Source organism: Candidatus Omnitrophota bacterium, from assembly GCA_040755155.1.
Lineage (GTDB): Bacteria > Hinthialibacterota > Hinthialibacteria > Hinthialibacterales > Hinthialibacteraceae > JBFMBP01.
Genome location: JBFMBP010000097.1, coordinates 1 through 8,330 on the forward strand (window position 1 = coordinate 1; position 8,330 = coordinate 8,330).

At 51.7% G+C, this 8,330-nt stretch carries 8 protein-coding genes; 7 read left to right on the forward strand and 1 reads right to left on the reverse strand.

The features are described 5' to 3' along the window. The first annotated feature begins 424 nt into the window (after positions 1-424). Both thrC and AB1656_14015 read left to right on the forward strand, forming a co-directional pair. A complete protein-coding gene (gene thrC, locus AB1656_14010) occupies positions 425-1,804 on the forward strand; it encodes a threonine synthase (protein ID MEW6236497.1) in 1,380 nt (459 codons plus the stop codon). Between the two features lie 75 nt (positions 1,805-1,879). Next, positions 1,880-2,653 (forward strand): hypothetical protein, encoded by a 774-nt coding sequence (locus AB1656_14015; protein MEW6236498.1) that lies wholly within the window; start codon positions 1,880-1,882, stop codon positions 2,651-2,653. 21 nt (positions 2,654-2,674) lie between these two features. Here AB1656_14015 and AB1656_14020 read toward each other — a convergent pair whose 3' ends face one another. Beyond that, positions 2,675-3,865, reverse strand: coding sequence for a DUF6807 family protein (locus AB1656_14020; GenBank protein ID MEW6236499.1), 1,191 nt, complete (start codon positions 3,863-3,865; stop codon positions 2,675-2,677). Between the two features lie 242 nt (positions 3,866-4,107). On the opposite strand from AB1656_14020, the gene AB1656_14025 reads away from it, so the two are divergent. From AB1656_14025 to AB1656_14045, 5 genes are all read left to right on the forward strand, one after another. Continuing rightward, the gene (locus AB1656_14025) at positions 4,108-4,641 is read left to right on the forward strand and encodes an RNA polymerase sigma factor (protein MEW6236500.1); all 534 of its coding nucleotides are present in this window, start codon (positions 4,108-4,110) and stop codon (positions 4,639-4,641) included. 1 nt (position 4,642) lies between these two features. Then, the gene (locus tag AB1656_14030; protein ID MEW6236501.1) at positions 4,643-5,491 is read left to right on the forward strand and encodes a hypothetical protein; all 849 of its coding nucleotides are present in this window, start codon (positions 4,643-4,645) and stop codon (positions 5,489-5,491) included. A gap of 58 nt (positions 5,492-5,549) precedes the next feature. Continuing rightward, entirely contained in the window at positions 5,550-6,011 is a 462-nt protein-coding gene (locus AB1656_14035; protein ID MEW6236502.1) for a MotA/TolQ/ExbB proton channel family protein, read from the forward strand. Positions 6,012-6,026: 15 nt separating this feature from the next. After that, positions 6,027-6,722 (forward strand): hypothetical protein, encoded by a 696-nt coding sequence (locus AB1656_14040; protein ID MEW6236503.1) that lies wholly within the window; start codon positions 6,027-6,029, stop codon positions 6,720-6,722. A gap of 144 nt (positions 6,723-6,866) precedes the next feature. Further along, the coding region (locus tag AB1656_14045; GenBank protein ID MEW6236504.1) for an alpha-L-fucosidase at positions 6,867-8,330 on the forward strand (1,464 nt) is incomplete at its 3' end.

The window sequence follows — 8,330 nt, forward strand, 5'->3', positions numbered from 1 at the left end:
CTAAAAAAAAATTAGTAACTCATCTTACGCAGCCTGGGAGCGCAGGCGTCTCGCCCGCAGGTTGGAACAGCCGATCCATTGTTGCGCTCATAAATCGCGAAACCGCGAAACGGCGCGTAATCCACGAAATTTTCGAATCACGGATATAATGGATTCTTTTGATTTCACGGAAAAATCTTTCTCGCAGCCCGATTCCTTGCATCGAATGTAATTCTTTTCTTTTTTTCGCGTCCTTCTTTTTCATTTCGTGTTTTCGTGATTCAAACGACGAGGGTAAGAGATTCCTTTACTATCTCATTGTGCGTAAGATAAATTAGTAAGATTGTTGGAAATAATCGTTGGGAGTATCGCCATCTCCCTTTCCAATTATATAATTCTTTAACGAATCCATTCGGGAACAGGATACGCCGGAGGAATAGAAATTATGGAAACTACAATGAATCTCAAAGCCAATGTACGCTTTCAACTGCAATGCATCCGCTGCGGCGCGGCTTATCCTACCGACCGCTTTACTTACGTCTGTACCCAACCGGATTGTAAAGGCTTGCTTCTTGTGGAAAGGGACGAGGATTACATCCACAGCCTGATCGGCGGCGGAGAAGAAGGCCGCCGCTTCTTCGACGATCTCCGCTGGAGCGAAGCCTCGCGGCGCTATCCCACCGGTTCCGGCGTCTTTTTGTGGCGCGAGTTTATCCTTCCCGGTTTTCCCGAAGAAGCGTGCCTGGCCATGCATGAAGGCTGCACCGACTTGTTCGAAATTCCGCAGTGGCTTTGCAAAGAACAAGGATTGGGACCGACGTTTATCAAATTGGAAGGGCAGAATCCCAGCGGCAGTTTCAAAGACCGGGGCATGTCGGTCGCCGTCAGCGAAACGCTGCGCCTGCAAATGGATTATCCCGATTTGCGCATCAACGGCGTTTGCTGCGCATCCACGGGCGATACGTCCGCCTCGGCGGCGGCCTATGCGGCATACGCTCGCGATCGGCTCCAGTGCATCATTCTCGTTCCCAACCAAAAAATTTCCGTAGCGCAATTGACTCAAGCGCTGCAATTCGGGGCCAAGGTGATCCCCGTCGATCATCCCGACGGCTTCGACGGCTGTATGAGAATCATTCAACAATTCAGCGCCGCCCATCCCGAACTGGTTTTGGTCAACTCCAAGAACGCCTTCCGCATCGCCGGGCAGGAAACGATTCCCCTGGAAATCTGCCAGGATTTGCAATGGAAAGTTCCCGACTGGATCGCCATTCCCGTCGGCAACGCCGGAAATTTAACGGCGTTGCTTTCGGGATTGAAGCGCGCTCATCATCATGGACTCATCGACCGCCTTCCCGGCATTCTTGTGGGACAAGCGGAAGTATGCGATACGCTGGTCCGTTGGGACGAACAGAACCGCAAGCCGGAAGCCTACAAGCCCGGCAAGCACCAACCCAGCGTGGCCTCGGCGGCGAATATCTGCGATCCGGTTTCGTTTCCCCGCGTGGCGCAATTGATCCGCGCCTTCGACGCGCATTTCTTCCGCGCTTCCGAGGAGCAGATTCAAGACGCGCAAATGGCCATAGCGCGCGGCGGCGTCGATATCTGCCCCCAAACGGGAATCGCTCTATCTGCTTTGCTGCAAGCGCGCGCCAATGGAACCGTGAAGGAAAACGAGACCGTCGTAACCATCAGCACGGCCACCGGCTTGAAATTCGCCGAATCTTCCTCCGCCTATCACACGGGCGACAACAAATACGCCAATCACTTCCGAGTAGCCCAAGGCAGCGTCGAGGCCGTAGAAAAGGTCGTAGCAGCTTGGGAATGAACGATTAAACGGCCGGGTGGCAAGGACAAAGTTGTTTTTGCCCTTGCCACCCGGCCGAAGCAGGGATAATGCACGATGATTGATTTTTTAGAGAGCACACTATGCCAATTCGGAATATGGGCGATACCATTGGCTCTCCAAGATAAGGAACTGGGCCATTTCGTATCCATGAACTCCAACTTTGATGAGCAAGCCAAGTCAGCCTATTTAGAATGGTGTCGGCAGGCCAAGATAAATCTCGTTGAAATCGAGCATCAATTAAACACGGAGTATGGCCTTCCAGAACTCGAGATGCTTCGTGTCGAAAATTGTTTTTGCATCATCCAAGGACACTGGCAAGGCGCTGTCTGCCTGACGAATATCTTGCTTGAAGCGTTTCTCAAACTCGCGCTCGTCTATTCAAATACCTCGGATACAGAGGAAAAGGATCAACCCTTTAGCCGCTTCCTGAACAGCTTGTCGGCCCCGGTTCAGAAGTACATGCAGATGACACTAAATGACACGATCAATACAGCATCCAAACAAGGTCTGATAAACGATACGACGAAGAAGGAGTTGCACGAAATTCGCGAACGATTCAGGAACGCCTTTTTTCATGCAGAAATGAAGTCTATGTTTGGCGATCAAACTACTCCAATGTCGTGCGCCGATTTCAGAACAGGTGAAATTCAGCACGATAACGTTGCCATTCGATCATTGCCTTTGTTATTAGGTGAGGCGCTATGGCAGATTGCGCAAGCAAACGCGATTCCATACTTCAAGAAGGTAGATGCGCTCATCCGAGAGACCCTGCCGAAGGTTTTTCCTCATATATATGAAAAACAGCCGGAAGACGGAAGGAGCGAATAATAAGGTGGGGTGGCCAGTATGTCAATTCCCATTAAACTTCAACAACGGCGGATTATCGAAAAAGCCAAAAGCCTCCTCCACCCTGCCTTCTTGGCAATCCCCTTTGTGAATCCATACGCGGTATTTGGCTTCCAAATAACGATCCGTGGGAATTTGCAGCGGAACATTCCCCGGCCAGGCGACTCCGAGAAAACCGTAATGGCGCAAAGTCCAACCGGGAGGATAGCCGCTGTGTCCTTTATCGACGAATATCGCAACGCCGGAAACGATCCCCCGCCCGTAAAAATCGGCGGAATAATCGCCCCACGGAAAGGGAACCAGGTTGCTGTCTTTTTCCTGCACTCCGCTCGAAGTGGTAATCACCGGCAGTTCCGGCGAGCGGGGCGCGGGGCGTAGATTGAATCCGCCGTAGCCGCCTGCGTCTTGGCCTTGAATCGAAACCGGTTCGCCAAGCGACTTCCAGCGCAAGCACACATCGATGGCCCGCCCCGCTTCTCCGACGCGGTAGACAGTAAATTCGGCGATTTCTTCAACCACTTTCTCGCCGCCGACATGCCAATAATTCCGCACGCCGAATAGAGCGCATACTTGGCCTTTTTCCTTATAGAGCCAATTCCCGAATTGTTGTCCGCCGATATTCGCCATCCATATATCCGCCTTCTTGTCGCCAACCATAACTTGGGGCCATGTCCAAAAGAGGCCGCGATGGTGATAGTGATCCGTTGGAAAATCTTCAGAAACAGGGACGCCATCTAAACCGTAAAGGGGATGAATGTAGCAGGAGCGGGCGCGATTAAGCGGAGCGCCGATGCGGGAAATAACGCCGAAATTGTAGGCGAGAACCGGTTGGCCGCCCTCATAAATATAAAGTTGTTTATTGTCGCGTTCGACGAATTGAAAGGCGGATTGAGTTTTCTTTACTGCCGATTCATGAATAGAAGCCTGGATGTCTCCCGGCGAAGAGACTGTCTCGGCGGGAAGAATGACAAAAACTGAGCCGCCGCGTTGCGGAGAAACTTGCGCGGGAATTTCCAACGTTTTACCGCCGCTTTCCCATGTTAAAGAATAATCCGCGCCCATCCTAAATCCATCGGCGCGAATATCGTTGATCTGAAACGGGACGGAAATGCCATTAGGCCGCGCGTTGGAGATATCCACGGAGGGCAGAGCCGCCTGGAAGAGAGATAGCGCGAAAATATAAGTCAACATCATACGATTCCCTTTCTTGTCAAATTCGGTTCATCCATCGTTATCTTTACCATTTCTCAGGCGGCGCGTCAATTCGAATATTGTTCTTGCCTTAGACGAAGAACGCATTTTATGAAAAAATTATTCCTAGATGGATTTATTTCTTTTTCGAGTACACAACGAGACCATCGTCTTCGGTTACTATTAGGAAGAGAAATTGGGAATCGAACGTTCTACTTAATCATTTTCATTAATGGGGATATGGAATGAACGAGGATCGATGTCCATACGAACGGCTGATCCGCCCCATTGAAGATCGAATGATCCGGTCGATCTGGCGCATCGTCCGCGATCCCGACGATACCCGCGACGCGCTGCAGGAAGCGCTATCCATTATATGGAAGCGAATCGATCGCGTCCAAGAGCATATCAATCCGGCGGCGTTGATCCTCAAAATCTGCGTTGACGCCGCCTACGATGCGCTGCGGAGAAAAATGCGCCGCCTGGATCATGAAGAGAACGATGCGGCTATTCCGGAAATTCCCGACCGGTTTCCTCTTGCTTTGGAGCGATTGATGGGCGAGGACATGGAAAAAGAGATCATGGAAGCGATTGCCCAACTTCCCCGAAATCAAGCGTCCGCGCTTTTAATGCGGATCGTGCAGGAACATTCTTACGCCGATATAGCGCAGGCGTTAGGATGCAGCGAAGCCACAGCCCGCATTCACGCATCGCGAGCCAGGGCGAAGCTAAGTTTGCTTCTATCTCATTTGGATCCAATTCCAGCGAGGAGTGGTTGATATGAAGGAACATGATTTTGACAACCATCCTTTGGATGAACTACTGCGCGAACATCTGAGCGGCGATCCTCCTTGCGAAGTGGAAGCGTCGATGCGCGAACAATTGCGTTATTTTCAAAAAAAATGGGAGGAACGAGACCAAAGCGCCAAAGCGAATACTCCCCGCTATCATTCCGCATGGCGGAAGCGGATAGCGATCGTTTGGCGAAGAACGGCAATCCTATCCGCTTCCGCCGCCGCCTTTGCTTTCTGCTTTCTTCTATTGAGCAACTGTTCGCGGGGAGCCATTCCCAGTCCCTTGGCCTCCGCCATTTCAGGACTGCAAGCCGTAGCCGCCACATTAACGGAATTGCGCAAAGCAGACGCCATGAAAGCGGAAATTTGCTTTCGAGAAAAAGAAAAAGCCCCTGCTTGCTACGACGCCGAATGGCGAAAAGGAAGTTCCTCCCGCGTGGAACGCCGGTCGCAGGAAGGAAATTTGGAAGAATCCTGGTCCGTGCAAAATGGAACGATCGAAATATCGTCGCCATCGGGAATGATCTCGGCGCCGATCGAAGAATGGAAGAACAAGGCCGATCCCATGGCAAAATATCTGCTGCAATTTCTTTCGGCTATGGATGTTGAAAACCAGTTGAAAGGCGTATGGACGAGAAAAGAAAGCCAAAAACAGAACGGCGTCGAATGGATTCATTACTCGATTGCCAAAAATGGCGTAAAAGACTCGGCGGAATTATGGATCGACGCCGCCTCCAAATTACCCAAACGCATGAAAACGGTTTTGCAAACGAATCAAAATCCCATTGCGATAGATGTCGACATTCAATTTACTTGGTATCGTTCGATTCCCTAAGAAGATTCGATAACTATTCGATTTAAGGTTGAAAGTGGAAATAAAAGGAGAATGTATCATGAATCCGTTATATTTTTTCGTTGGCGAATTTATCTTATTGTTAGTTATCGCCGCCACGCTATGGTTTGGCGGAACGATAAGCATTTTCATCGATTGGCCCAGCCTGATTTTCATCCTTGTCGGGTGTCCAGCGACGCTCTTGATGAGTTTCTCGCCCCAAGAAATCGCCGCCGCCTTTCGTCATGCCGTCGGCGGCGAGTGGGATTTGGACGAACAGCGGCGCTCCGCCTACATTTGGGAATGCGCCGTGCGTAATCTGCTGCTGCTGGGCGCCGTCGGAACCATCATCGGTTTGGTGCAGATGTTGCAAAACCTCATGGATCCCTCCCAGATTGGTCCGGCAATGTGCGCGGCCGTCATTACGTTCCTCTACGGCGTTGTTTTCAGCATCGTCTTTCCGATTCCAGCCCTTTACGCCATCAAGAAACGCATCCAGGACTCGTCGATCGAAGAGAATTGAATAAGGAGACGCATCATGAATATATTTACTATTCTTGGATATATCGTTTTTCTATCGTTAATCGTTACCGCCATTCTTCTCGGAGCGCCTTTCGCCGCCTTCATCGACATCCCTTCGATCATCGTCGTTATGGGCATTGCGTGGGGAATGATGTTGATTATCGGCGGCGCCAGAACCGCGAAAGACGTCGCCATAGGAATTTTGCCGGGAATTGCCGTTGGCGTTATTCTTTATTTCTTTCTGCCTTATTTGCTCGGCGAACCATCCGAAGAGGAAGAAGTTATGCCATTTTTGTTTGAGTTCATCGCACTGAGCATCGCGCTTTTCGTCATGGTTATATTCGTTTGGGGCAAGGCGGCAGTTCGAGGCGAAACCAGCCTTGGCGGCGCTTTGACGACGACATTTGTTTTTTCCAGCTTATTCGGTCTTTTTTCTGGAAACGCCACCATCTTGCACTTTCTCAACGATCCGAACTCGATTGGCCCAGCAATGGCGGTATGTCTTCTTACGACTTTGTACGCTTTAGTCAGCATGATGCTTTTTTCTTTTCCTCTGGAAGACCGGCATGTCATCGCTCATAGAAAATTCGACGAATACTCTCTTGGCCGCATATTGGGACTCGGTTATCCCACGGTCTCATTCTCTTTCGTCCTCATCTGCTTTTTCCTATTGCTCTTTGCAATGGGACAAATCACGACTCACGCTTCCTAATTTCGCCAATAATCGGCAAAGCATCTCGAACGGGCGCTGACGAAGCGCCCGTTTTGTTTTCGCCCCTTTCTCTTACTCCCTCCGCAAACTCCATTAGAATAGAACTGTTCACCAATCGATCTTTATATAAAGGGAGCGCTCTTCGTGAAACGTCTATTCTTGCTCATCGCATTCATTCTCATTGGTTTATCGCCGTTAATTGGAAACACCGAACCTAACTCGCCTCTGCCGCTTTGCCCGCCGCTGCCCACGGCGCAGCAACTGGCCTGGCAGGGATTAGAGTACATCGCCTTCGCCCATTTCGGCGTCAATACGTTTACCGACCGCGAATGGGGCGAAGGAACCGAAGACCCTGCGATCTTCAATCCTACCGAATTCGACGCCCATCAGTGGGTAAAAACGCTGCAAGACGCGGGGATGAAATTGCTCATCCTCACCGCCAAGCATCATGACGGCTTCTGCTTGTGGCCGAGCCAATATACGGAGCATTGCGTCAAAAACACCCCCTGGCGGGGCGGCAAAGGCGACGTGGTGCGCGAAATATCGGACGCCTGCCGCGAGGGCGGCGTCAAGTTGGGTATCTATCTTTCGCCGTGGGACCGGCATGAACCAAGTTACGGCGACTCCCCGGTTTACAACGAGCATTTCAAAAATCAATTGCGGGAGTTGCTGTCGAATTACGGCGACATCGCCGAAGTCTGGTTCGACGGCGCTTGCGGCGAAGGGCCGAACGGAAAAAAACAGGTCTACGATTTTGAAGGTTATTATAAAGTCATCCGCGAACTCCAGCCTAATGCCGTCATCGCCATCATGGGGCCGGACGTGCGCTGGGTGGGCAACGAATCCGGCGTAGCCCGCGAGACGGAATGGAGCGTGCAGACCGTCTCTCCCGAATCCAATTCCCAAGCCCATACCGGCGTCAATCCCGCCTCCTTCAACAAAACGGTAGTAACGGGAAGCTGGCGTTTTTTATCGGACAAGCCGCACGAGGAAGGGCCGCTGGCCTGGTATCCCGCCGAGTGCGACGTCTCCATCCGCCCCGGCTGGTTCTATCATGCCAAAGAGGACAATAAGGTGAAATCGCTGGAGCAATTGCTCGATATCTATTATCAATCTGTAGGACGCAACAGCGTTTTGCTGTTGAATCTGCCGCCCGACCGACGGGGATTGATCCACGAGAACGACGCGGCGCGGCTGCGGGAATTGCGGCGGGTATTGGACGATACTTTCAAGACTGACTTGGCGCTGCATGGCTCCGCTGCCGCCGATAATGTACGGGGCTACGATTCTCAATACGGCCCCGCCTGCGCCGTGGACGGCCTGAGCGGTACCTATTGGGCCGCCGACGACGGCGTAATGGCGGCGCAGTTGGTTTTCGATCTCCATGCCAAAAAGACTTTCGACGTGGCCATGCTGCAAGAGCCGGTCTGGCTGGGACAACGGATCGCCGAATTCAAACTGGAAGCGGAAACGAAGGACGGATGGAAGGAAATCGCTCAAGGAACAACCATCGGCTACAAGCGCCTGATGCGCTTCCCGGCGGTTTCGGCGTCCCGCGTGAGGCTGAAGATTCTCCAATCCCGCGCCTGCCCGGCGATCAACAATTTC